Source organism: Parabacteroides bouchesdurhonensis, from assembly GCF_900186615.1.
In the GTDB taxonomy this organism is placed as follows: Bacteria; Bacteroidota; Bacteroidia; order Bacteroidales; family Tannerellaceae; genus Parabacteroides; species Parabacteroides bouchesdurhonensis.
In genome coordinates, this window is record NZ_LT896588.1 from 3,031,432 (window position 1) to 3,054,902 (window position 23,471).

The window sequence follows — 23,471 nt, forward strand, 5'->3', positions numbered from 1 at the left end:
TGAAATAGTTATGAAAGATGTACTTTTAGGAATAGGTTTAGGCGTAGTTATTGGATATGCTCTTCGCCGCATGCAAGACCATGGTGATTTTAAGTGTTTGCATGATGATATTGACCGTTTTGCCGACAAAACAAAAAAGACCATCCGGCACGTCGTGGATGCCGGAGTGAATCAGGCGGAATATATTAAAGACCGCGTGGAACATGTTGCCGGGGCTGCGAAAAGCGGAGCAACCAATTAAAAGAGATAACTACTGTTTTTTATAATGGGGCAACCTGTGGAGAGTATCTTTCCGCAGGTTGCTTTTCTTGTTTTTATCGGGTAAGTCTTTTGTATATTTCTTTTGTTATATAGATGTCGTAAGAGGCATCGTGGAGCTTGGACGTATCTAAGTCTATCCCTAAGGTCCGTGCTACTGTTTCCTGTTTGAAATCAATCATATCCGGACGCTTCTCCGCCAGGTGTTGAGTGGCCAGTACCATTACATCTATAGAATTAACCCAGAACCAGGAGTAAAAAAACTTATCGTTGTTTTGAACAAAGAAAGCTTTGAGGAAATGGTTGTCGAAGGCGGCGTTATTATAGCCAATGAGGAAGAACTTGTCTTTTTTATCGAACTTGTCTACATACCTGGAAAGCATACTTACGAATTTGCTGTATACTTCTTCCATTCGAGGATAGGCCAGTATTTGTTCTTTTGTAACATTACATACTTGTAATGCTTCTTCTTCGATTTCACATAAGGGATTCGGACGTACGTTAAAATTGAATGATTCTTGTGTTATTCCGTCAATAACAACTTCACCGCTGATTTGATGGATGCCGTTACGCCAGTGTTTGATACCTGTCGTTTCCAGATCGAAGAATAGTTGTTTCATAGTATTTGTATATATAATATATAATGTATAGGAAAATGGGAGAGTTTAGAAACTCTCCCGCAAAGATATTCATTTAATTAAATATCTGCATAGCATTCTTTACGGAAGTGAAACCAATTAGCCGGTCGTAACGTGCTCCCATAGGTTTATAATATACATATATGGTATATTCGTTTTCTGTTTGATAAAAGTTACCTTCAACCGGCCCTGTTTCTCCTGCAGTCTGTCCGTTTGGAACAAAGAGGTATTGGTAGTTATAACTGCCTTGCTTTAATAAGACCGCTTTTTCGTAGCAATTGGTTTCGGGATTGTAACTCATTTTACTCTTTTCGTCTAATACATTATTATATAATTCTCCGTTAAGGTAGAGATTCCCATTTGGGAGAAGGTCGCAAGCCTGCGTGAAATGGACGATATAATAATCGGCTTCCGTATCAGGATCATTGCAGTTGCTGCAACGGATAAAGAAACGTCCATCCTGATCCTGGTCGTATTGGTAACTTTCGCTGTTACGCTTATAATCCGTCATTAACTCTACATTATAATAAGGATTATGGAAGGAGATACTTTCTATGTGCATTCCGTTATACTTGTTGCTTAGAAATTCCATACGGCGGTATTCGTTTCCTGCCTCAAATATCAGGTTGCGATTATTTGCATAGGTAATCTGATTCTCCAGGATAGACATTGGTTGCAGGCCGGTTACGGCATTGTCTCGACGATTGTCCTGATAAACCCATAGTTTCAGGTCTGTTTGAGGATAAGGAATAGGGAAGTTCTTATTGTTAATAGTAAAACTTACCTGCTGATGACTTTGATTGGTATCAATGTCCGTATTGCCGCTTACAGACGCGGAAAGTCCGACCATCGGTTCTACTAAAGAAAAACAAGCCGTGAAAACGATTTCACCCGGATTGTCTTCTTTGTAAACAGTCATGGCATAGTTTCCGGATACTTTAGGCTGTACATCTTCATTGGGTATGAGTAATCTGTAGTTTGTGTACTGTACGGTTGTCCCCATGGAATTGGCAAAATCATCAATAGTCATACCCTGGAAACCGTTCATATATTCAATAGGAGAGAGTATGGATTTCGTCCAGTCCGCATTACAGTGGATAAGGGAGTAGGCATAACGAACCCCTCCCTCGTTTAGCGCATCGAAATTGATTTCGATACGGTCGTCTCCATTGAGAACAATGCACGGATTGGAAAACATTTCTCCGGCAACCTTTACCTGGAGCGTTTTTATTTGTTTGCTACTGACGTTTGTATAATACGTCGTTTGTTGTGCATTCACCGGTACTGCAATGAAACAGAACAACAATATGAGAGTATTAAAAGCTTTCATTTTCTTTATTATTTCTATGACGATGCAAAATTATGGAATTATTTCTCTATTTATTTTCTTTCACCTGCTTTAAAGCATAAAAAAATGTTTACTTTTGCAGGAAAATTACATATAAACAATTTTAGTTGTATCATGGCAAATGTGATTAAGATTAAAAAGGGTTTAGACATTAATCTGAAGGGCAAAGCTTCGGATGTACTGTTAAGCGGAGGAAATAGTGCCACGTATGCTATTGTCCCCGATTATTATAACGGTATTGTCCCTAAAGTTGTTGTCAAAGTAGGTGATAAAGTCAAAGCCGGTTCTGCATTGATGATTGACAAGAACCGTCCCGAAATCAAGTTTGGTTCGCCGGTAAGTGGTGAAGTAACTGCCGTAAACAGAGGAGAGAAGCGTAAAGTGCTTAGCATAGTTGTGAAGCCGGATGCGCAGATCGAATATGAAGATTTCGGCAAAAAAGATGTAGCTTCATTAAATGGTGAAGAAGTAAAGGATGCTATTTTGAACGCCGGTTTGTGGCCTTGTATCAAGCAACGCCCGTACGACATTGTATCCACTCCTTCTGAAACTCCGCGTGACATCTTTGTTTCTGCTTTTTATTCTGCTCCTTTGGCTCCGAATTTTGACTTTATTGTAAAAGGCCAGGAAGCCGATTTTCAGACAGGTTTGAATGCTCTTGCCAAACTTACTACCGGTAAGGTTTATGTAGGGATAAAAAAAGGATCGTCTATAAAAGTAAATGGTGTTGAGACGTTTGAAATGGAAGGTCCGCATCCTGCAGGGAATGTAGGCGTACAAATTAATCACATAAAACCCGTAAATAAAGGTGAAGTTGTCTGGACGGTAAATCCGGCGGATGTAATTATGATCGGACGCTTATTTAATAAAGGTGTTGCCGATTTTAGCCGTATGGTTGTTATTACCGGTTCGGAAACAACAGAAAGAGGCTATATTAAGACGATAGCGGGCTGTACGATTGAAAGCCTTGTTGCCGGAAAGATATTAAATAGCAATGAGCATATTCGTATTATTAGCGGTAATGTATTATCGGGAACAAAGGTCTTGATGGATGGCTATCTGGGAGCCTATGACAATCAGATTACAGTTATTCCGGAAGGTGATGAAACTCATGAGTTTTTGGGTTGGGGCGTTCCCGGATTTAATAAATACAGTACCAGCCATTCTTACCTGACCTGGTTGTCCGGTAAAAATAAGGAATATGTTATTGATGCCCGTATCAAAGGAGGTGAACGTGCCATGATCATGTCTAATGAATATGATAAGGTATTCCCTATGGATATTTTCCCCGAATATCTGTTGAAGGCAATTATCGCTTTTGATATTGATAAGATGGAAAATCTGGGTATTTATGAAGTAGCTCCGGAAGATTTCGCTTTGTGTGAATTCGTAGATACTTCCAAGATCGAATTACAGAAGATTGTACGTAATGGTCTTGATCTGTTGTATAAGGAAATGAATTAATAATAACATTAAAACATAAAATACATTGAAAGCGTTAAGGAATTATCTCGACAAGATTAAGCCTAACTTTGAGGAGGGCGGCAAGCTGGCGATGTTCCGTTCTGTATTTGATGGTTTCGAAACATTCTTGTTTGTTCCGAATACAACATCAAAATCGGGCGTACATATTCATGACAGTATTGACTCAAAGCGAACAATGATAGTTGTTGTAATCGCTTTGTTGCCTGCTTTGCTTTTTGGTATGTATAATGTCGGTTATCAGCATAACCTTGCAATAGGAGCTGACCCGGGATTTTGCATGACATTTATTTATGGTTTTTTGGCAGTGCTGCCTAAAATCATTGTTTCGTATGTGGTAGGTCTGGGCATTGAATTTATGGTAGCCCAGTGGAAGAAAGAAGAAATACAGGAAGGATTCCTGGTATCAGGTATTCTTATTCCGATGATTGTTCCGGTAGATACTCCATTATGGATGATTGCTGTAGCTACAGCATTTGCCGTAGTGTTTGCGAAGGAAGTATTTGGCGGTACAGGATATAATGTGTTTAATGTAGCTTTGGTAACTCGTGCATTTTTGTTCTTTGCTTATCCGGCTGCCATGTCCGGCGACCAGGTATGGGTTCGTACGGCTGATACGTTTGGCATTGGCGCAGGCCAGGTTGTTGACGGTTTTTCCGGAGCAACGCCTCTCGGACAAATTGCTGTAGCTTCTAAAGATATGATCGGTTCGTTCCAGGCTGTTGATGTTTTAGGACAACCGGTTACAACAATGGATGCTTTTTTAGGGTTAATACCGGGCTCTATAGGTGAAACTTCCGTATTGGCTATTCTTATTGGTGCGGTTATTTTACTGTTCACCGGCATTGCCAGTTGGAAAACGATGATTTCCGTATTTGTAGGTGGAGCATTTATGGCTGCAATCTTCAATATGATCGGTTCTACGGTGGCTATGGCAGTATCTCCTTTAGATCATTTATTCTTGGGAGGTTTTGCTTTTGGTGCTGTATTTATGGCAACAGATCCTGTAACATCTGCTCGAACAGAGACGGGAAAATATATTTATGGTTTCCTTGTCGGTGCCATGGCTATTATTATCCGTGCATTGAATCCGGGTTATCCGGAAGGTATGATGCTCGCTATCCTGTTGATGAATGTATTTGCTCCGCTGATTGACTATTATGTTGTTGAAAGCAATATTACACGTCGTCTCAGCCGTGTTAAATTGAATAAATAAGCAAGGAATATGGCTACAAAGAAATTTAAGTGTAAGGTATGTGGCTATGTCCACGAAGGAGATAAAGCTCCAGATGTATGTCCGATTTGTGCAGCTCCTGCTTCTGAGTTTGAAGAAATCAAGCCGGAAAAGAAAGGATTGGACAGAGATAGTAATGTATATACAGTAGTATATGCAGCTGTGATGGTTGTTTTGGTTGCTGTTTTGCTGGCATTTACATCTCAGTCATTACGTAGCTATCAACAGAAGAATGAAGAGAACGATAAGAGACAACAAATCTTGCGTTCAATCAATATCGTAGTTTCTTCCAATGAAGCGGAAGCCAAATATAATGATTTGATTAAAGAAGCATTCCTGGTAAATGAAAATGGAGAGAAAGTAGAGGGGGATGCGTTTGCTGCTGATGTGGTAAAGGCCGCTTCTGAACATAAGTATCCTGTTTTTGTTGCTAATGTGGATGGCCAGACTAAATATATCATGGCATTGCATGGTGCCGGTTTGTGGGGGCCACTTTGGGGATATATTTCGGTTGATGGTGATAAAAACACCGTTTATGGAGCCGATTTCAGTCATCAGGGAGAAACTCCGGGTCTTGGCGCTGAGATTGCTAAACCTGCATTCAGTGGTGAATTTAAAGGTAAGAAGTTGTTCATGGATGGAACGTTCAAGTCTATTGCCGTTGTTAAACCGGGAAAGAGTGTTGCCGGACAAGATTATGTAGACGGCATTTCGGGTGGTACAATCACAAGTAAAGGTGTTGACGCAATGTTGTTCAACAGTTTGAGTGGTTATGTTAAGTTTCTAACCTCACAAAATTAAGTAGAAGATGGGATTATTATCTAATAAGAATAAAGAAGTTCTGTTAGGCCCGCTTAGTGCAAACAACCCGGTTGTCGTTCAGATGTTGGGTATTTGCTCTGCGTTGGCTGTAACATCAAAACTGGAGCCGGCTATTGTAATGGGTATTTCCGTTACGGCTGTAGTGGCATTTGCCAATGTGATTATATCATTGATCCGTAATACAATTCCTAACCGTATCCGTATTATCGTGCAGTTGGTGGTTGTAGCTGCTTTGGTAACAATCGTTAGTGAAGTATTGAAAGCATTTGCTTACGATGTGAACAAACAACTTTCCGTATTTGTGGGGTTGATTATTACCAACTGTATTTTGATGGGACGTTTGGAGGCTTTTGCTTTAGGTAACGGACCTTGGGAATCATTTTTGGATGGTATAGGTAATGGATTGGGATATGCTTTGATTCTGATAATTGTAGGATTTTTCCGCGAATTATTAGGATCAGGAACATTACTTGGTTTTCAGGTTATTCCGGAAGCTTTCTACAAGCTGGGCTATGTGAACAACGGTTTGATGATTTTGCCTCCTATGGCATTGATTGTAATCGCTGTGATTATATGGGTTCATCGTTCCAGAAACAAGGAACTCCAGGAAAATTAATGCAAAACGATTAAATTAATAATAGAATGGAACAATTATTAAGCACATTCGTCCGCTCAATTTTTGTAGACAACATGATTTTTGCATACTATCTGGGTATGTGCTCGTTCGTGGCTGTTTCCAAAAATGTGAAGACTGCTTTAGGATTAGGTATAGCAGTGACATTCGTACTTGTATGTACGCTGCCGATTAACTATATGCTTGAAAATTATGTATTGAAAGAAGGCGCATTAAGCTGGCTAGGTCCGGATTTTGCGGATGTAAACCTGAGTTTCCTTGCATTTATTATTTTCATTGCCGTTATTGCTTCTTTCGTACAGTTGGTGGAAATGGTTGTTGAGAAGTTTTCTCCTTCCCTGTATGCTTCCCTTGGTATCTTTTTGCCGCTGATTGCTGTAAACTGTGCTATTTTGGGTGGTTCTTTGTTCATGCAACAAAAGGCATTTCCAAATGTCGGCGTTGCAACTGTATATGGCTTAGGTTCTGGTATCGGATGGTTATTGGCTATCGTTGGTATGGCTGCTATCCGTGAAAAGCTGGCATATTCGGATGTCCCCAAAGCATTGAAAGGTCTTGGTATTACTTTTATCATTACCGGTTTGATGGGTATGGCATTTATGTGCTTCTCAGGTCTTAAGATTTAAGTATTAACGCATTAAATAATATATAAAGATGATTTTATTAATGTCGGGCGGACTTACAATCGCAGCCAGTGCAGTTGTTTTCTTATTGATTACGCTGATTCTTGTTGCTGCGCTTTTGTTCGCGAAAGCAAAATTAGTACCCTCCGGTAATGTGAAACTGGAGGTAAACGGGGAAAAAGAAATAGAAACTCCGATAGGTGGTACGCTTCTGGGTGCTTTGCAGAGCGGCGGTATTTTCTTGTCTTCTGCTTGTGGTGGTGGTGGTAAATGTGGCCAGTGCCGTGCTCAAGTAATAGAAGGTGGTGGCGAAATACTGCCTACCGAAAAAGGTTTCTTTTCCCGTAAGCAGGTAAAAGACCATTGGCGTTTGGCTTGCCAGTGCAAGGTGAAGGAAAATATGACCGTTCAGGTTCCGGATGAAGTATTCGGCGTAAAAGAATGGGAATGCGAAGTTATCAGTAACAAGAACGTAGCTACTTTTATCAAGGAATTTATTGTTGCATTGCCGAAGGGGGAACATATGGACTTCCTTCCGGGTTCTTATGCCCAGATTAAAATCCCTGCATATTCAATGGATTATGACAAGGATATCGATAAGAACCTTATTGGTGATGAATATATGCCTGCATGGAAGAACTTTGGTTTGTTTGGTTTGAAATGCCAGAATACCGAACCGACTATCCGTGCTTATTCTATGGCTAACTATCCGGCGGAAGGTGACCGTATCATGTTGACTGTACGTATCGCCACTCCTCCGTTCAAGCCGAAACCACAGGTTGGATTCCAGGATGTAATGCCGGGTATCGCATCTTCTTATATCTTTACCCTGAAACCGGGTGATAAGGTAACGATGAGCGGGCCTTATGGTGATTTCCATCCGATTTTCGATTCTAAGCGTGAAATGATGTGGGTTGGCGGTGGCGCCGGTATGGCTCCGTTGCGTGCCCAAATTATGCACATGACGAAAACTTTGAAGACTACAGACCGCAAGATGTCCTATTTCTACGGAGCCCGTGCTCTGAACGAAGTATTCTATCTGGAAGATTTCTTGGAAATAGAAAAAGAATTCCCGAACTTCACATTCCATCTGGCGCTTGACCGTCCGGACCCGGCTGCTGATGCTGCTGGTGTGAAGTATACTGCTGGTTTTGTTCATCAGGTGATATATGATACTTATCTGAAGGATCACGAAGCTCCGGAAGATATCGAATATTACATGTGTGGACCTGGCCCAATGTCGAAAGCTGTAGAAAATATGCTTGACAATCTGGGAGTGCCTCGGGAAATGTTGCATTTTGATGACTTTGGTGCATAAAAGAGTATATAATCTTTTGTTTATTACGGGGAAAGAAAACAATCTTTCCCCGTTTTTGTTTCTTGGAAAAAGCTCAGTTGAAATAGATTTATGAGAAAATGAGAAAATAAATTTCTTCATTTTGCAATAAAGTAAAATATAATGCAGCGTTTTGCGTTTAAAAAGCATCTAAGCTAATGTAGTATTTAAATGAAGTAGACATGAAGCCGTTGATATTATCTTTTTTTGCAGTGTTATTAGGTTATTCTTTATTTTTCGATAAGGAAGAGGATGTAAAGTTACGTACTCCGGAACAAGTTTTATTGGCTTTCCCGGAAACTAATAGTGTAGAATCCAAATCGGATTCTATTGAATTATATGCAAGAAAAACAAATAAAACTTTCCTGAATATGAAGGAATGGGATGGTTTCTTCTTTTAAACGTATATTTTGTAGAGAAAGATTTGTTTATTAAATAAATATTATTATGTTTGCTGCCGTGTAACCAGATTAAATACTCGGAGAATGCAAAATTTTTCTATTCAATATATACAGAATTTCTGGAAAGATGTTTTTTTGTCTATTATGCAACGTTTTATTTTGAAGATTCGTTTAGTTCTCCAAAATGAAACGTTTTTTAGTTTGAAGGTATCGTCTATTTATTGTTTTTCCCCTTGTGAGGTCTTATCTTTTCCTGCTTACAGAAAATATCAATTTTATCATCCGTTTGGTTGGTTGGGCTGAGAAACTCTTATCTTTCGAATTTGCTGAAAGATAAGGGGTAATGAACTTTTTTATGTATAAGTAATCTGTCTTTATTAAAGGTAGAATTGTTTATTATTCCTCTAATTTATTATATTCCGGTATCTCTTTTAAAAAAGAATAGGTTTGAGTGTTGTAGTCTATTTTACAACAAAAATGATTTATTCCATTACTTACGGTTAAATATTTTACGCGTAAAGACATATTATAGCGTGCAATTTGATCAAATACATTTTTAGTAATTTCAATATGAGGGGCCTTATATTCTACAATCATTAATGGGTTTATAAAGTGATCGTAAATTATTGTATCGCAACGTTTTGTTGTGTTGTTTAGTTTTATGGAAATTTCATTAGCTATTAATTCGTGAGGGTATTTTTTTACTACAATCAAATAATTTATAAAATGTTGCCTGACCCATTCCTCCGGAGTGAGAGTTACATATTTACGCCTTATTATATCTAAAATCAGACGCTTTCCTTCTTTTTCTGTTACTTTGACGGCAAATGTTGGTAAATTTAATGGGAGCATTTATTATATTTGCTGATTAATATTTATACCACCAAAGGTAGTTATTTATGAAAACAAAACAAGAAATAGTAGAAAATTGGCTTCCCAGATATACAGAACGGAAGTTGGAAGATTTTACAAAATACATACTTCTGACGAATTTCACTAAATATGTGGAAATATTTGCGGATCACTTCAATGTCCCTATTCTGGGACTTAAAAGTTCTATGCCAAATGCTTCAGCAGAAGGATTGACAATAATAAACTTTGGCATGGGAAGTGCGAATGCGGCTACTATAATGGATCTGTTATCGGCTATAATGCCAAAAGCCGTATTGTTTCTCGGCAAATGTGGAGGATTGAAAAAAGCGAATAATTTAGGTGATTATTTACTTCCTATTGCGGCTATTCGCGGAGAAGGTACTTCGGATGAATATTTACCACCGGAAGTACCCTCATTACCTGCATTCTCAATGTTACGAGCTATTTCATCGGCGATTCGTGATTATGGACGTGATTATTGGACAGGAACTGTATATACGTCAAATCGTCGCGTATGGGAGTATGATAATGATTTCAAAGATTATCTTCGTTCTACGCATGCAACAGGGATTGATATGGAAACGGCAACACTTCTAACGGCCGGTTTTGCTAATCAAATACCAACAGGGGCCTTGCTTATGATTTCGGATAAGCCTATGGAAGAAGGTGGTGTTAAAACAGAAGAAAGTGACCGGCAAGTAACGCAGAAATTTGTTGGAGAGCACGTGATATTAGGAATAGAGGCTTTGCTGCAAATTATAAATGGAAAGAAAACGATACGTCATATTCGTTTCAGCTGGTAAAAGATTAGACTATGGCTAAAAAGGTATATAGTTTTGATGAAATTTGTAGAGATATAGTCGCTAAAAAATTCTTACCTGTTTATGTATTGATGGGCGAAGAGCCATTTTTCATGGACCAGATTACGGATTTATTGATAGATAACGTATTGGATGAATCGGAAAAAGACTTTAACCAAATTATCATGTATGGGGCTGACACTGATGCAACGTCTATTATTAATGCAGCTCGTAGATTTCCAATGATGTCTAATTATCAATTGATTGTAGTTCGGGAAGCTCAATTAGTCCGTGATATAGAGTTATTGTCTAATTATGTAAAGAAGCCTTTAAGTTCAACAGTCCTTGTAATAAATTATAAATATAAAAATCTTGATCGTCGAAAAGCATTAGCAGCGGCAGCGGATACTAGTGGTGTTTTATTTGAGTCTAAAAAGATTCCTGATTATAAAATGCCTGCGTTTATTGTATCATTGATGCAGCAACGTTCTATCAGTATTGATATGAAAGCCTCTCAAATGCTCTCAGATTTCCTTGGAAACGATTTAAGCCGCCTGAATAAGGAATTGGATAAGCTGATAATTTTAATGCCTGAAAAGGGCTTAAAACGCATCACACCCGAAATGATTGAGGAAAATATAGGCATAAGTAAGGAATATAATAATTTTGAGCTAATAAAAGCCCTTGCAACTAAGGATATTTTAAAAGCTAACCGGATTATTCAATATTTCGAGAAGAATTCAAAAAATAATCCTATACAAATTACCCTCTCTGTTTTATTTAATTATTTTTCCAACTTATTGATTTGTTATTATACGAAGGATCGTTCAGAAACGGGGCTTATGACTGCATTAGGCTTACGAGGTACTTTTCAAGTCAAAGATTATATTTTAGGATTAAAAAGTTATTCTGCAATGAAAGTTTTTAATCTTATAAATGAAATTCGAATTACTGATGCCAAATCGAAAGGAGTGGAAAGTAATTCAATTTCCGATGCAGATCTATTAAAGGAGCTTCTGTATAAAATATTGCATTGAGTCTTTCGTTTTTCTTTTCTAAGAGAGAAAAGGAACTATTTTTCTAGAATAGAGTTCTAATTGGTTGTGTAAAATCTCTTTTTCTTTTTGTTTTTCAGTTATTTATGTCATTATTTACTTCGCGAGATTTTAATATTTTCTTTTCTCTGTGTCTGTGTTCACAAATATCTCCAAAATTTGAATGTTTAGTCTTTATTTTTTAATATAGATAGAAGAAAGGGACATAATGTCATCTTAATAAACAAAATCAACTCATTTATTGATCACATATGTTTCATTTGTAGGTTTGTTACAAATGTAATCAATCGATAATCATACATATTGTAAACACTTATTTGTTTACAAAAGTGTTATACCGGATTCTTGTTATCTTTGTATAAAGATGGTAACATTTGTATCTGCAATGATCATAATACATTGTTATCGACCTATTTTCTTATTATAAAACATTATAAACCAGTTATATTCAAAAGATATTTAATCTATTTCATTAATATATGATATATACATAGTGTATATAATTGTATATGCATAACTATAGTGGCTTTTATATTGTTTTTATTTATTGTTATGCAGTGATTTAGTGTAATTATCTAAAGTATTTATTCGAGACTATATTTCCATTTTTACATAGGTGTTACATATGTAAAGTATATGATTCTATATTATTAAATACATCTGTATACTTTACAGTTATCAAAATAAATTGCACAATTGAAAACAAATGTCTATATTTGTATTCTATTACATTTGTATCTATATATGAATGTAATCGGACATATTGACAGCTTATTGATAATGAACCAATAGTCACTAAACAATGAGAGAACGTATTGTAAAAATTATGGAACGAGAAGGATTAACCCCTTCTAAATTTGCAGAAGCTATCGGTATCCAACGTTCTGCTATATCACATATTCTAAATGGAAGAAATAATGTGAGTCTAGATGTGTTGACTAAAATATTGGAAAGGTTTACTTATGTAGAATCAGACTGGCTTCTTTTTGGTAAAGGCGAAATGATCCGAGAACATGTGTTAACACAACCTGATTTATTTATAAATACGCCAATAAATTCGTCCAAAGTTACAGATGATTCAGAATATCGCAAGGAAATCATAATTGAGAAGCCTGTTTATGCTTGTAAACAACCTGTAATAGAGCCAATTGTATACCCGGAGAAGCCTAGTAAAAAAGTAAGCAAAATAATGATATTCTACTCGGATAATACGTATGATACTTTTGTTCCGGAAAAGGACAAGAAAGAATAGCTAAGCTTTTGATATATACATTATATTCATGTATCTTTGTACTCAAATTGAGTAGTCATATATGAAGAAGTATATTTTAGATATGAAGGTTTCTGAGAATCATCGCCTTCATAAAAACTATTGCCTATTGAAGTTAACCTCAGATCAGCAGTTGCCAGATATGATTCCCGGGCAATTTGTGGAGGTTCGCGTAGATAACTCTCCTACGACATTTCTTCGTCGCCCTATTTCCATTAATTATATAGATAAGGAAGCAAATGAATTATGGTTATTGATACAATTGGTTGGTGACGGTACTAAAAAAATGGCAGAATATAGGATTGGAGATATTGTAAACATCCTATTGCCTCTTGGTAATGGTTTTACAATTCCTAAATCTGAACAAAAAAAGGAAAAATTATTATTAATTGGTGGTGGTGTCGGAACAGCTCCGATGTTATATTTAGGGGCTATATTGAAAAATGCAGGTTTTGAACCTACATTTTTGTTAGGCGCCCGATCGAAAGATGATCTATTACAAATAGATCAGTTTGAGCGTTTTGGTACTGTTTATGTTACAACGGAAGATGGTACTTTGGGAGAAAAAGGATACGTTACCAATCATTCGATATTAACGGATAAACATTTTGACCGTATTTACACTTGTGGACCGAAACCAATGATGATGGCTGTTGCAAAATATGCCGCTTCCGAATCCATAACATGTGAAGTCTCTTTGGAAAATACGATGGCATGCGGTATTGGAGCTTGCTTGTGTTGTGTTGAAAAAGACAATCAAGGCCATCATGTGTGTGTATGTACTGAAGGACCTGTATTTAATATAAATAAGTTGACATGGCTGAGTTAAATGTAAACATAGGCGATTTACAGTTGAAAAATCCTGTAATGACGGCATCCGGAACTTTTGGATATGGTATAGAATATGCTGATTTGATAGATATTACCCGCCTTGGTGGTATATTTGTGAAGGGAACTACTATTCAACCTCGTGAAGGAAACCTTTATCCTCGTATGGCGGAAACACCATCAGGGATGTTAAATGCCGTAGGCCTTCAGAATAAAGGAGCTGATTATTTTGCCCAGCATATTTATCCGGAAATAAAAGATATTGATACACACATGATTGTAAATGTGAGCGGTTCTTCGGTCGAGACTTACATTCAATGTGCGGAGAAGATTGCCGAATTGGATAAAATACCTGCAATAGAGCTAAATATTAGCTGTCCGAATGTAAAACAAGGAGGCATGGCCTTTGGTGTTACGTGCGCCGGAGCATCGGAAGTGGTGAAGGCCGTCCGTAAAGTTTATCCAAAAACTTTGATAGTAAAGCTTTCCCCAAATGTAACAGACATTACTGAAATAGCCCGGGCGGTGGAAGCAGAAGGTGCTGATTCTGTTTCACTTATTAATACAATGCTTGGTATGGCAATAGATGCAGAAAAGAGAAAGCCTATACTGTCTACTATAACCGGAGGCCTTTCAGGACCATGTGTGAAACCTGTAGCTTTACGTATGGTATGGCAAACTTACAAAGCCATTAAAATTCCTATTATTGGTTTAGGAGGTATTTCCAATTGGAAAGATGCTGTGGAATTTATGCTGGCAGGTGCAACAGCTATACAAATAGGAACTTATAATTTTGTAGACCCTACAGTTTCAGTCAAAGTCATAGATGGCTTAAATGAGTATTGCGATCGTCATGGTTTTAAATCTGTAAAAGAATTGATCGGAGCGCTTGAAGTATAATTAATATTCCAATTATAGAAGAAAGAGAGTGATTTTTATGTGTCATAAGATCACTCTCTTTTTATTTGATTAATAGATTTATGTCAACTTATTTAGTTGTATTGAAAACTTTTTGTTTTGTAATGATTTGTTTTATTAATAATATGCTACATTTGTCGCATGTAAATATTAATTATGAAGAATTAAAAACAACCAGTTATGAGTACTGCAAAGTTATTGTTACATTGTCCGGATACACCTGGAATTTTGGCAGATGTAACCAACTTTATTACGGTAAACAAGGGTAATATTATTTATTTGGATCAATATGTAGACCACGTAGAAAATATCTTTTTCATGCGAATAGAGTGGGAACTAAAAGATTTTTTTATACCAAAGGAAAAAATACATGAATATATTGATACACTATATGCCCAGAAATACAATATGAGTTTCAGGTTATATTTCTCGGATGATAAACCACGGATGGCGATCTTTGTTTCAAAGATGTCTCATTGTCTGTTTGATATGCTGGCACGTTATACGGCAGGAGAATGGAATGTTGAAATACCTTTAATCATAAGTAATCATAAAGATTTAGAGCCTGTTGCAGAGAGATTCAGTATTCCTTTTTACCACTTTCCGATTACAAAAGAAACAAAAGAAGAACAAGAGCAGAAAGAATTGGCTTTGCTGACGGAATATAAGGTGAATTTTATTGTCTTGGCTCGTTATATGCAAGTTGTTTCAGAGCAAATGATTAATGAATATCCGAACCGTATTATAAATATTCATCATTCTTTTCTTCCGGCTTTTATGGGTGCAAAACCTTATCATGCTGCTTTTGAAAGAGGTGTGAAGATTATTGGTGCAACTAGTCATTATGTAACGACAGAACTCGATGCCGGACCTATTATTGAGCAAGATGTAGTACGTATAACTCATAAAGACACTATCAGTGATTTAGTCAATAAGGGAAAAGATCTGGAAAAAATAGTATTATCCCGTGCCGTTCAAAAGCATATAGAACGAAAAATTTTGGCTTATAAAAATAAGACAGTTATTTTTAATTAGTGAGATTCTCTTTGTCGTAAAAAAAAGTTCCTTTCGGAAGAAATTTTAATTTCTCTCGAAAGGAATTTAATTTTCTCTTGGATAGACCTTATTTCTCTTTTATTTCTAATACAGCCGGACAGTGGTCCGAATGGACTGCATTATTCAAAATATAAGCATCTTTAAGTAATGGTTCCATTGCTTTAGTAACCATACAATAGTCTATTCTCCATCCTTTGTTTTTGGCTCTGGAATTAAACCGGTAACTCCACCATGTATATTCTTGTTTTTCTGGATGCAGGGTCCGGAATGTATCAACGAAACCTGCCGATAAAAAACGTGTCATCCACTCCCTTTCTTCCGGAAGGAAACCACTGTTGGTTGCATTACGTATAGGATCATGAATATCAATAGGTTCATGGCATATATTATAATCTCCGCATAAAATTAGTTTAGGACGAGATTTTGTCAACTCAACAACATAATTTTGAAAATCTTCTAGCCAAATCATCTTAAAACCTTGTCTTTCATCGCCGCTTGTACCAGACGGGTGATATACGCTTACTACAGAAATATCTCCGAAATCGGCTCGAATAAAACGACCTTCATTATCATATTTTTCTATTCCTATGCCATATTCAACATGATCCGGATTGATTCTGGTAAGTATCGCTACGCCACTATAGCCTTTTTTCTGGGCACTGAAAAGGTATGATTTATATCCAAGATTTTCAAATGCTTCAGCAGGAAATTGATCGGGTTGAAGTTTGGTTTCTTGTAAACAAAGTACATCTGGCTGTTCTTGGGCCAACCATTCGGGTAAACCTTTTCCTACAGCGGCTCTTAAGCCATTTACGTTATATGTTATAATTTTCAATTCTTATAAGTTTTAAAAGTGAATAATGTTCTGTTTCAAAGATACAAACTTTTGACCATTTTATGTTGTTTTAAATCTATATGGAATATAAATTATATCTATATATTTGTGATAAAATATAGAATAAGCATGTTTGAAGAACTACAAGATATATTAAATAGTACTGCGATAACTCCCTCTACTGCAACTATTAGGCTAGCCATTAGCTTTTTACTCGGTGCAGTTATTGGCATAGAACGTCAATTTAGAAGACGTGATGCCGGTATGCGTACATTTACGCTAATATGTATGGGATCTGCGGCTGCCATGCTAATATCTATATGGATACCTCAGAGTTATCCTAACTTTTTGAATGGAGATCCGGGGAGAATTGCTGCACAAGTATTAACCGGTATCGGTTTTTTAGGCGCAGGAGCCATTATACAAAGTCATGGCAGTATTCACGGACTTACTACGGCAGCCTGTATTTGGGTGATGGCCGTTATTGGATTGGCAGTAGGAGCGGGAATGTTTTTAGCCGCATGTATAACAACTGCTTTCGCCTTATTCGTATTAATCTCATTGGAGCGTTTGGAGAAAAGAATGTTTCTGGATGGAGTTAATAAAATACTTACTATTACATGCTCAACATCTACTCCCGATTTGAAAGGTATACGTCGTATTTTGGAAGAGAAAAATATTTTTATTGTAAGCCTTTCTTATGAGCATAACTATGAAAAAAATATATCTATAATTACCTATAAGGTAAATGTAAAATCCAAGTCCTCGTACAGTGATTTATTCTCAGAAATACGAAAACTTGGATATATAACTCAAATTAAATTATTAGCATAAGGAGATTTATTCCAATTCTCCTTTCAGCATTCGTCCGGCTATTCGTGCAGCATCTTCAATATATTTACTGCAGGGACGTTTTGCGTAATATTCAGATGTACGTTCTTCCGGAGTTGGTTCTGTAGATGCCGCCGCTGCTGCGGGTAGAAGTTGGCGACAGATAATTGTTTCATGTTTTTCTTTAAATAGAGCAGCCATTTTCTGTACCATGGCATAATTTCTTGTACGTGCTTCTTTATCATGTACATCTAATACCGGGTATTTGAAACCTGCAAGCATAGACATGGCACTGATTGTTCCGCATACTTCTCTCATACGTCCCATGCCACCTCCAAAAGATACAGACATTTTTTTAGCCATATCTAAATCCATTTCAAATATGTCGGCATAGGCCAAAAATACAGATTGGGCACAATTATATCCGGCTGCAAAGTTTTCAGTGGCTTGCTTTACACGTTCTTCAACATCAAAGTCTTTCATAATAGGATAAGATACTTAAAACTTATAGTCAACGCATGCTCTGTCAGCTTTTACCGGTCCGATAATGCCTTTTGATACGGCAACATGCTCAGGATGATTAGCATATGTGTTTACATCTTCCAGTGTGTCTAACTCTGTTGTAAGTATAATATCCCAAGTTTCTGCCGGATTGATATTAAAATCTACATGAATAAACCGTAAAACATCAATCTTGTCGATCAGCGCTTCCAACTTTTCTTTAATTTCTTGCATTTTAGCTTGTTTTTCGGCTGGAGTAGAAAACTCTGTCAGCTTAAACATCACAATATGTCTAACCATAATTCTTGTTATTTTTTTGATTATTATATTTTCTCGTCTAAGTACGAATCTTTATATCCTAAGAAGTATAAAATACCATCCAAACCAATTGTTGATATAGATTGCTTGGCTGTTGCTTTTACTTTGGGTTTTGCATGGAAAGCAATACCCAGTCCGGCAGCACTGATCATTGGAAGGTCATTTGCTCCGTCACCAACGGCAACCGTTTGGCGAATATCCACATTCTCTACCTGAGCTATCAGACGAAGTAATTCGGCTTTACGCTTACCATCCACAATATCACCAATGTAGTTACCTGTAAGTTTTCCGTCCACAACCTCTAGCTCGTTAGCATATACATAGTCTATATTATACTTTTGTTTTAAATAATTACCAAAGTATGTAAATCCTCCGGATAGAATAGCGATCTTAAAACCAACCTTTTTAAGAATACGCATTAATCGGTCTACTCCTTCAGTTATAGGCAGGTTTTCCGCAATCTCTTGCATGACAGAAACATCCAAACCCTTCAATAAAGCACAGCGCTGGCGGAAACTTTCGCAGAAATCAATTTCTCCCCGCATTGCAGATTCTGTAATAGCTTTTACTTTATCGCCTATACCGAATCGCATCGCAAGCTCGTCAATAACTTCTGTTTCAATTAATGTAGAATCCATATCGAAGCATATCAAACGGCGCATGCGTCGATACATACTTTCTTCTTGAAAAGAAATATCCATTTCCTGTTCAGATGAAAGCTGCATAAAGTCGGCCTTCATCTGCTCTTTATCCTTAGGTGTTCCGCGTACGGAAAATTCTACACTAGCTTTAGGTGTACGGGCATTTTCATCCAAAGGAATACGACCTGTAAGACGCTTAATATCATCTATATTCATGTCTTGTTCTGCTACAATACGCGAAACGCCTGCAATCTGTTTGGCGGTCAGCTTACGTCCCAATATAGTAATGATATAGCGGTTTTTACCCTGCATGCTAACCCATTTGCTGTATTCTTCTTCGGAAATAGGGTTAAAGCGGATATTTACATCCAGTTCATAACTCTTAAATAAGAGTTCTTTCAATATATCACCCGAATTACCTTCTGTACTTTGGAACAAAATACCCAATGATAAATGATTATGTATATCAGCTTGCCCGATATCAAGAATAACGGCATTGTTTTTTGCCAATATTTCTGTTAAGGCGGCTGTTACTCCGGGTCGATCTGTTCCGTTTATATTAATCAGTATTATTTCGTCTTTAGGTATCATAATAAAAATTTATCGGGCAAAGGTACATAAGAAATAAAGAAATATATGATATTATATTAAACAATTTTCCCTATATTTGTTTTATCACAGTAGAGTATCGTTTAACTGAGAACCTGGCAACCTTAATAAGTCCTGACCGGCAGGCAAATGAAAATGAGAATCCAATTTGAAATTAAGGAAAAGTTGCCTGAAATAATAGCAGAAGTATTACATTCAGACAAATGGCTGACTCTTGTAAAAGAAGAAAAACAGGGATTAAAACGAGTTACTATTAAAGACCCGTATTTTGACTCGGAAGCTTCGGTTGACATTTGGGAAAAAGAAGTCCATATTACAACGGCTTGGTCTAATTACACATACCGCATTTATACCAGAGGTGATTCGGTGTGGTGTGAATATATTGGGGCTTACCGTGGTTTATTGGAACAGAATCTTTTACCAATAATAACGCCTAAGGAAAATATTCTTGATTCGGAAGTTTTGGATAGTTCTTTGTTTGGAGATAAGAAAGATTCTTTACGTAATTATAGTACAGAGAATCTGAAATTGAAAAACTTCCGCCGTGACAACTTTCAAGGAGAAAGTGTCTTGGCTTCTCCACAAGATCACCCTAAAGTTGTGTATGATGAATTTATCAATGAAGGCGTACCGTTGCCTCCACTTGAAGACATAAAGAAAAAGTCTGGTAATTAATTACCAGACTTTTTTGTTTTATCTTATCCATATTTCCTGATCGTTCAATATAATCTTTTTGAGATTGTTTATTCGTATGTGGAGTGTAAGATTTTTATCTTGTCCGGACTCTATTGCACCTTTAACAATCAATGTAGAATCTCTTCCACTCACTTCAGGCAAATACTGTTTTGTCCCCTTGTAATATAAGTAAGTGAAATCATTTTTTGTGCTGAGAGTAGGTGTTCTATAGACCGGAATGAATGTCGTATCAACTTTTATATCATCAGGTTTCAGGGTCGGATTATCTATCTGTAAAACTTTTATGTAACCAAAATCGGTGTAAGACTTGTCTACGGGAATAAAATTCGATATACCGAAAATAAGTAATGGTACGAAGTATAATATTGCCAGCAAACTGAAAAATATAATATTGCTTCGTTTCATAATTGTATTTATTTAGTTGTAGATATATATAATGTATAAGCTTTTGTAAGTTCGTCCAAACCTACGCCAAGCAATTGCATTTCCTTAAATACGGCGGGAAGAACTTCGTCTACAAATTGATTATGACGCATTTGTCGTATTTTGTGTTCAGCTTCCGGAGAGATAAAGTATCCGATACCGCGTTTATTATAGATAATATTGTTGGTCTGCAAACGTTCAAAAGAACGCATTACCGTATTCGGATTCACTTCCATTTCCACTGCCAGTTCCCGCACGGAGGGAATACGGCTATCTGTCATATATTCTCCGCTCAATACCCGGTCGCAAATACGATCGGCTATCTGTATAAATATGGATTGACTTGTATGATAATTCATTTCAGTTCCTTTTCTTTAAGTTTCAGATATGCAACATATAGTATGATAACAGAGGAAATAAACATGACGGGAGCAAAGCCTGTCAATACAATTTTTTCGATAACCAAAAACGGATAAATTCCGGCATATGTATTACAGTTTATAGTACAAAAACCTATGTAGTGATAATACTTCATGATCACATACGCTGTACCTATTATCAAGCCTGCCGATAGCAGGAAACCGCAAACAACATAAACGAAGGCATGCTTTGGAAATGTAACGAATGCGAGGAATATCAATGTTATCGTAAAAGAGAGAAAACTCAGAATGTTTATATTTGAGATATCACGGCTACTTATGTCGTCCAGAATTGTCGAAATATCGATCACCTGGTAACCCGGAATAAATAGAGATATGCAATAAATACTAATCCAGAATACAGATATAAAAATCAGAAAAATGATAAATCCTGTTATCAATAATGTAAGGAATTTTTCCAGTGAGCTTGCCGGTAATGTAAGGAATAAGCCCTTAGAATGGTGTATTCTTTTAGAAATAATGGAAAGGTAGAATATGAAACAGGCCAACAGGCCGAAACGCAAATAATAGTATTGTCTTTCAACTACATGTTCCATTCCTTTATAAACACATAGGAAGAGAATAATTGTGCCAATAAGTGCTATGAGGAAATATCCCAGCATTTTTTTATACTCTATCCAATCCCTGCGTAATAATAATCCTATGCGGTGAAAACTAAAACTTGTATTCATGTTCGTATGCTTTATTTGTTGAACAATTTTGTTATCTCTTGTGGATAAATAGTAGCTGCATTAAACAGAAGTTCCAATGATACAGGCGTTTCCTCTTTGTTTTCTCGCTCTGTAACTCCAACGGTTCCTATTGGCGAAGGTTCGGAATATAATGTTTTTTCCTCCGGCTTAACCTGTCCGAAATAGAGTTTGTTACTAATTTCATTTAATGTATTATTTATTAGAATATGCTTATGATCCAAGATGATAACTGTATCGATCAGGCTTTCCAGGTCTCTTACTTGATGAGTAGATATAATAACAGTCTGGTCTTCTTCTATTAACGAAGCTACTAGTTTACGGAATGTCGATTTAGACGGAATATCTAATCCGTTTGTAGGTTCATCCATTAGCAAGAGCGGTGTGTGGGCAGACAAAGCCAGTGTAATAGCAACTTTTTTGCGTTGCCCTTGTGACATCTTGAGTAAACGGTCGGAGAAATCTACTTCAAATGAATCCAGACAAGCTTTCCATATATCCTGGCTAAAAGTAGGGTAGAAGGGTGCGTACATTTTCATATATTCATAGGCTGTTACGTCCGGCATCGAAATTTCTTCAGGTAGGATAAAAATTTGTTGTAGGAATTTAGCATTCCTTTCGGATGGTTTCTCTCCAAGAATAAGACACTCACCTTGGTCGGGAAAAACTTGTCCGCTTATCAGGTTGAGTAGCGTAGTTTTTCCTTCTCCGTTTTTGCCTAATAAACCACAAATATGTCCCGGAGTAACTTCCAGATTTACATGTTCTAATACATGCTTCTTGTGGTTATAACTGAATGAAAGCTCTTTAAGTGTAATCATATTTGATATTGTTTTAGTGTGTTAGTTTAATAGTACACTGCAAATATAGAATATGTTTTTGAATAAACAATAGGGAAGATTATTTTTTCATTATTTTTTATTCGCTGATTTAGATTCTTATCTGTTTTGATTGGGATTAAAAAGACAGAAGGGAAAATTGTCTGTTCCGGGTTTTAAATTAGTAAATTGCTGAAAAATATGTTGCAGAACAGTTAATTTAATACCCGTAAATGCGATAAAACATATAAAAAAGCTTGCAATTTAGAAGAAAATAGATATATAATTTGGTCGAAACAGATAATTGACCTTATATTTGCCCCTGTTAAGAGCAGAGTATTGATTTCTTAGAGAAGAAATTGGCTTTGTTTACTTCCTGAAAATCAGGAGTCGGAGGTTTCTCTCAGGAGGATACGCCGATTAAGTTTAACGTAAAATTGACATTATGAAGATTAGAACTTATGTTCTCATTGCATCAGTGGCATTCCTTGGAATCTCTGCTGGTTCAAAACAAGCTAAGCTCACAGAGGGTGTGAATCCTGGTGATCTTGCTCCGAGAATAGAGTCTTTAGGAGATGAAAGTAATTTTAATTTCCAAAATCATTCGGGACGTTACACTTTGCTCAACTTCTGGGCAGCTTACGATGCTGAATCGCGGGTTCGTAACGTATTATTATCGAATGAAATCAACAAATTAGGTTCGAATAAAATTGCGATGTATTCTGTTTCTTTGGATGAGAAGTCATCTGTTTTTATGGAAACAGTCAAGGCCGACAAACTGGATTTGTCAACGCAATTTCATGATGAACTGGGTAAGGCGTCAGAAGTATACAGAAAGTACAATTTGAAAAAAGGATTCAAAAACTTTCTGATTGATGACAAAGGTATTATCATTGCAGCTAATGTTACTCCTGAAAAGCTTACTGAGGTATTGAAAAAAATCTAAAGACAGATTATTATTAGAAAGGCTGTTCTCTTGATTGAGGACAGCCTTTTTTGTATCTTTGCAAGAAATACAAGTATAAATTATAAATGCTTAATAAATATGTTAACAAAGATTAACGGGGGGGGGGGGGGCAAACCTGCCTATTGTG

General features: G+C 36.7%; 28 protein-coding genes. 17 read left to right on the forward strand and 11 right to left on the reverse strand.

Features of this window, described 5'->3' with window-relative positions:
• Positions 1-10 precede the first annotated feature (10 nt).
• Positions 11-241, forward strand: coding sequence for a hypothetical protein (locus C1721_RS13075; protein WP_102408678.1), 231 nt, complete (start codon positions 11-13; stop codon positions 239-241).
• Between the two features lie 73 nt (positions 242-314).
• Here C1721_RS13075 and C1721_RS13080 read toward each other — a convergent pair whose 3' ends face one another.
• Both C1721_RS13080 and C1721_RS13085 read right to left on the reverse strand, forming a co-directional pair.
• Positions 315-878 carry a 3'-5' exonuclease gene (locus tag C1721_RS13080; RefSeq protein WP_102408679.1) on the reverse strand — a complete coding sequence of 188 codons (564 nt, stop codon included), beginning with the start codon at positions 876-878 and terminating at the stop codon, positions 315-317.
• A gap of 73 nt (positions 879-951) precedes the next feature.
• Complete coding sequence (locus tag C1721_RS13085) at positions 952-2,226, reverse strand: type IX secretion system plug protein (protein ID WP_102408680.1); 1,275 nt, start codon at positions 2,224-2,226, stop codon at positions 952-954.
• A 132-nt stretch (positions 2,227-2,358) separates the two neighbouring features.
• Between C1721_RS13085 and C1721_RS13090 the strand changes: the two genes are divergently transcribed.
• The 7 genes from C1721_RS13090 (at position 2,359) to C1721_RS13120 (ending at position 8,776) form a co-directional block, all read left to right on the forward strand.
• Positions 2,359-3,708 carry a Na(+)-translocating NADH-quinone reductase subunit A gene (locus C1721_RS13090; RefSeq protein WP_102409469.1) on the forward strand — a complete coding sequence of 450 codons (1,350 nt, stop codon included), beginning with the start codon at positions 2,359-2,361 and terminating at the stop codon, positions 3,706-3,708.
• Between the two features lie 25 nt (positions 3,709-3,733).
• Positions 3,734-4,942 carry an NADH:ubiquinone reductase (Na(+)-transporting) subunit B gene (locus C1721_RS13095; protein ID WP_102408681.1) on the forward strand — a complete coding sequence of 403 codons (1,209 nt, stop codon included), beginning with the start codon at positions 3,734-3,736 and terminating at the stop codon, positions 4,940-4,942.
• Between the two features lie 9 nt (positions 4,943-4,951).
• Complete coding sequence (gene nqrC, locus C1721_RS13100; protein ID WP_102408682.1) at positions 4,952-5,761, forward strand: NADH:ubiquinone reductase (Na(+)-transporting) subunit C; 810 nt, start codon at positions 4,952-4,954, stop codon at positions 5,759-5,761.
• A gap of 7 nt (positions 5,762-5,768) precedes the next feature.
• A complete protein-coding gene (locus C1721_RS13105) occupies positions 5,769-6,398 on the forward strand; it encodes an NADH:ubiquinone reductase (Na(+)-transporting) subunit D (RefSeq protein WP_102408683.1) in 630 nt (209 codons plus the stop codon).
• Positions 6,399-6,424: 26 nt separating this feature from the next.
• Positions 6,425-7,042 carry an NADH:ubiquinone reductase (Na(+)-transporting) subunit E gene (gene nqrE / locus C1721_RS13110; protein ID WP_102408684.1) on the forward strand — a complete coding sequence of 206 codons (618 nt, stop codon included), beginning with the start codon at positions 6,425-6,427 and terminating at the stop codon, positions 7,040-7,042.
• Between the two features lie 28 nt (positions 7,043-7,070).
• The gene (nqrF, locus tag C1721_RS13115; protein WP_102408685.1) at positions 7,071-8,357 is read left to right on the forward strand and encodes an NADH:ubiquinone reductase (Na(+)-transporting) subunit F; all 1,287 of its coding nucleotides are present in this window, start codon (positions 7,071-7,073) and stop codon (positions 8,355-8,357) included.
• Positions 8,358-8,557: 200 nt separating this feature from the next.
• Positions 8,558-8,776 carry a hypothetical protein gene (locus C1721_RS13120; RefSeq protein WP_102408686.1) on the forward strand — a complete coding sequence of 73 codons (219 nt, stop codon included), beginning with the start codon at positions 8,558-8,560 and terminating at the stop codon, positions 8,774-8,776.
• 396 nt (positions 8,777-9,172) lie between these two features.
• Here C1721_RS13120 and C1721_RS13130 read toward each other — a convergent pair whose 3' ends face one another.
• A complete protein-coding gene (locus C1721_RS13130) occupies positions 9,173-9,628 on the reverse strand; it encodes a type I restriction enzyme HsdR N-terminal domain-containing protein (protein ID WP_102408688.1) in 456 nt (151 codons plus the stop codon).
• Between the two features lie 47 nt (positions 9,629-9,675).
• Between C1721_RS13130 and C1721_RS13135 the strand changes: the two genes are divergently transcribed.
• The 6 genes from C1721_RS13135 (at position 9,676) to purU (ending at position 15,555) form a co-directional block, all read left to right on the forward strand.
• On the forward strand, positions 9,676-10,452 hold the full coding sequence (locus C1721_RS13135; RefSeq protein ID WP_102408689.1) for an AMP nucleosidase: 777 nt from the start codon (positions 9,676-9,678) through the stop codon (positions 10,450-10,452).
• A gap of 11 nt (positions 10,453-10,463) precedes the next feature.
• Complete coding sequence (holA, locus tag C1721_RS13140) at positions 10,464-11,486, forward strand: DNA polymerase III subunit delta (RefSeq protein WP_102408690.1); 1,023 nt, start codon at positions 10,464-10,466, stop codon at positions 11,484-11,486.
• A gap of 820 nt (positions 11,487-12,306) precedes the next feature.
• The gene (locus C1721_RS13145) at positions 12,307-12,756 is read left to right on the forward strand and encodes a helix-turn-helix domain-containing protein (protein ID WP_102408691.1); all 450 of its coding nucleotides are present in this window, start codon (positions 12,307-12,309) and stop codon (positions 12,754-12,756) included.
• Positions 12,757-12,817: 61 nt separating this feature from the next.
• The gene (locus C1721_RS13150; protein WP_102408692.1) at positions 12,818-13,603 is read left to right on the forward strand and encodes a dihydroorotate dehydrogenase electron transfer subunit; all 786 of its coding nucleotides are present in this window, start codon (positions 12,818-12,820) and stop codon (positions 13,601-13,603) included.
• Positions 13,591-14,502: a dihydroorotate dehydrogenase gene (locus C1721_RS13155; RefSeq protein WP_102408693.1), complete on the forward strand. Its 912-nt coding sequence runs from the start codon at positions 13,591-13,593 to the stop codon at positions 14,500-14,502. Before C1721_RS13150 ends, C1721_RS13155 begins: the two co-directional genes overlap by 13 nt.
• A 198-nt stretch (positions 14,503-14,700) precedes the next feature.
• A complete protein-coding gene (gene purU, locus C1721_RS13160) occupies positions 14,701-15,555 on the forward strand; it encodes a formyltetrahydrofolate deformylase (protein WP_102408694.1) in 855 nt (284 codons plus the stop codon).
• A gap of 88 nt (positions 15,556-15,643) precedes the next feature.
• Here the strand turns inward: purU and C1721_RS13165 are convergent, their stop codons facing one another.
• Positions 15,644-16,411 (reverse strand): exodeoxyribonuclease III, encoded by a 768-nt coding sequence (locus tag C1721_RS13165; protein WP_102408695.1) that lies wholly within the window; start codon positions 16,409-16,411, stop codon positions 15,644-15,646.
• A 129-nt stretch (positions 16,412-16,540) separates the two neighbouring features.
• Here C1721_RS13165 and C1721_RS13170 point away from each other — a divergent pair, with 129 nt between their 5' ends.
• Positions 16,541-17,245 carry an MgtC/SapB family protein gene (locus C1721_RS13170; RefSeq protein ID WP_102408696.1) on the forward strand — a complete coding sequence of 235 codons (705 nt, stop codon included), beginning with the start codon at positions 16,541-16,543 and terminating at the stop codon, positions 17,243-17,245.
• A 6-nt stretch (positions 17,246-17,251) separates the two neighbouring features.
• On the opposite strand, the gene C1721_RS13175 is transcribed toward C1721_RS13170, so the two are convergent.
• From C1721_RS13175 to serB, 3 genes are read right to left on the reverse strand one after another with little or no spacing between them, the layout of a single operon-like run.
• Positions 17,252-17,725 (reverse strand): C-GCAxxG-C-C family protein, encoded by a 474-nt coding sequence (locus C1721_RS13175; RefSeq protein WP_102408697.1) that lies wholly within the window; start codon positions 17,723-17,725, stop codon positions 17,252-17,254.
• 15 nt (positions 17,726-17,740) lie between these two features.
• Entirely contained in the window at positions 17,741-18,043 is a 303-nt protein-coding gene (locus C1721_RS13180) for a Dabb family protein (RefSeq protein WP_102408698.1), read from the reverse strand.
• Positions 18,044-18,066: 23 nt separating this feature from the next.
• Entirely contained in the window at positions 18,067-19,293 is a 1,227-nt protein-coding gene (gene serB, locus C1721_RS13185; RefSeq protein ID WP_102408699.1) for a phosphoserine phosphatase SerB, read from the reverse strand.
• 153 nt (positions 19,294-19,446) lie between these two features.
• Here serB and C1721_RS13190 point away from each other — a divergent pair, with 153 nt between their 5' ends.
• Positions 19,447-19,986, forward strand: a complete 540-nt coding sequence (locus C1721_RS13190) for a hypothetical protein (RefSeq protein ID WP_102408700.1) — start codon at positions 19,447-19,449, stop codon at positions 19,984-19,986.
• 18 nt (positions 19,987-20,004) lie between these two features.
• Here the strand turns inward: C1721_RS13190 and C1721_RS13195 are convergent, their stop codons facing one another.
• Genes C1721_RS13195 through C1721_RS13210 form a run of 4 tightly spaced genes read right to left on the reverse strand, consistent with a single transcriptional unit; the run spans position 20,005 to position 22,380 of the window.
• Positions 20,005-20,412, reverse strand: a complete 408-nt coding sequence (locus tag C1721_RS13195) for a hypothetical protein (protein ID WP_102408701.1) — start codon at positions 20,410-20,412, stop codon at positions 20,005-20,007.
• An 8-nt stretch (positions 20,413-20,420) separates the two neighbouring features.
• On the reverse strand, positions 20,421-20,789 hold the full coding sequence (locus C1721_RS13200) for a GntR family transcriptional regulator (RefSeq protein WP_102408702.1): 369 nt from the start codon (positions 20,787-20,789) through the stop codon (positions 20,421-20,423).
• A complete protein-coding gene (locus tag C1721_RS13205) occupies positions 20,786-21,541 on the reverse strand; it encodes a hypothetical protein (protein ID WP_102408703.1) in 756 nt (251 codons plus the stop codon). Before C1721_RS13205 ends, C1721_RS13200 begins: the two co-directional genes overlap by 4 nt.
• Before the next feature lie 11 nt (positions 21,542-21,552).
• Positions 21,553-22,380 carry an ABC transporter ATP-binding protein gene (locus C1721_RS13210; RefSeq protein WP_102408704.1) on the reverse strand — a complete coding sequence of 276 codons (828 nt, stop codon included), beginning with the start codon at positions 22,378-22,380 and terminating at the stop codon, positions 21,553-21,555.
• 442 nt (positions 22,381-22,822) lie between these two features.
• Here C1721_RS13210 and C1721_RS13215 point away from each other — a divergent pair, with 442 nt between their 5' ends.
• Positions 22,823-23,323 (forward strand): thioredoxin family protein, encoded by a 501-nt coding sequence (locus C1721_RS13215; protein ID WP_102408705.1) that lies wholly within the window; start codon positions 22,823-22,825, stop codon positions 23,321-23,323.
• Positions 23,324-23,471 lie beyond the last annotated feature (148 nt).